Origin of the sequence: Bacillus sp. UNC322MFChir4.1, assembly GCF_000746135.1 — a bacterium.
In the GTDB taxonomy this organism is placed as follows: Bacteria; Bacillota; Bacilli; order Bacillales; family Bacillaceae_G; genus Bacillus_A.
In genome coordinates this window covers 1-1,240 of the sequence record NZ_JQKQ01000070.1, presented here as the reverse complement: position 1 = coordinate 1,240, position 1,240 = coordinate 1, and the positions used below count along the sequence as shown (strand labels likewise).

1 protein-coding gene and 1 pseudogene are annotated in these 1,240 nt (G+C 32.5%); both read right to left on the bottom strand.

The annotated features are described in order from the left end of the window. A pseudogene (locus BR72_RS17225) lies at positions 1-387 on the bottom strand (hypothetical protein); the annotation flags it as partial. Positions 388-573: 186 nt separating this feature from the next. Then, on the bottom strand, positions 574-837 hold the full coding sequence (locus BR72_RS17220) for a DUF4176 domain-containing protein (RefSeq protein WP_035434879.1): 264 nt from the start codon (positions 835-837) through the stop codon (positions 574-576). Positions 838-1,240 lie beyond the last annotated feature (403 nt).

Here is a 1,240-nt window from a genome sequence, read left to right as displayed (position 1 = left end):
ATACAAAGCAAAACCATACAAACCAAATGAAAAAATAAAATAGATTGGCGTTTGTAACTGTAACACTTCATATGCATATTTTTGAGTTATAACCAGTAATCCGACTGAACATATGATGCCAAATACTCCTCGAAATAGAGTGTATTGTAATTGTCGTTTCCGAGGATTGATAGCAATCCATATCGCCCACAAATTTAAAAAAGCAACTGGAGGAGTTACTATATATACATAGAGTAATCGAAAAGGATTCGCAAAAGCAGGCAAAAGAACAAACACGTCTGCCCCCAAAAGGACAAGGCCAATTGCGTGGACTCTTATTTCATTTACAGGATAAACAGCCATATAATGTGCAAAAGCTTTCTTATTAAAATCTATACTTTTTTTCATGTTAATTAAACCACCCCACTACTGTTGAACAAGTTTTTTTCGCACCCGTTTTCACCATATCTTTAATACTATTATCTTCACCATCTAAATCAACATCCCATTTCACACCTTCTGTTGCAAATGAATATCGTTAATATATTAAAAAAGGAACCTCCATAGATTCCTTTCCCTGTTTCTAGATCATATTTAATTAAGCATTCCTACAAATGCCTCTTCTTCCTCATCTACAAAACCTACAAATATAATTTCTTCAATAGCATCATGATTAAATACAAATGTATAATCAGGATCAATGTATCCTTCTGGATAAAAACAGCCAATGTAGTCATACATAACAGGTTCTTCAACCATAAGTAGTTGTTTTCTTCCGTAAATTACAATCTTTTTTGTCCCTCCTTTTAACAGAACAATAGAGCCATTTGGTAACAGCTTTTCTTTAGAAAATTGCATAATTCTCCGCCCTTTCTTATACGGCTTATATATTTTTCAAAGATTACTTGAATAGCACAGAATCTCACGTGCACCATCCTATCGTTTTCTATTAAGTATTATTTATCCCTATATCCACTCTTGATCTTTTTACTCTAAGGTATAGCCTGGTATGGATTTTCAAATCCTTTAACTTCTTCCATCCCTATCATTCGAAATAGAAAAAAGACCTCTCTGCTATCTAAATGTAATTCCGTATTCATATTAACTCTCTCTTCTATTTTTTCTATCCTTTAACCAACTATAAGAAGAATGCGATTATATACTTGAAATTCAACAAATTCTCTTTAAAAGCCTATACGTACTTTCCCTCCATCTTCTATATGCTTCCGTAAATAATAATACTTATGGAGTTCTATAATCA

Bases quoted from the DNA above. Each gene is read 5' to 3' on its own strand.
- BR72_RS17220 (WP_035434879.1), bottom strand. From the start codon at position 837: ATGCAATTTTCTAAAGAAAAGCTGTTACCAAATGGCTCTATTGTTCTG.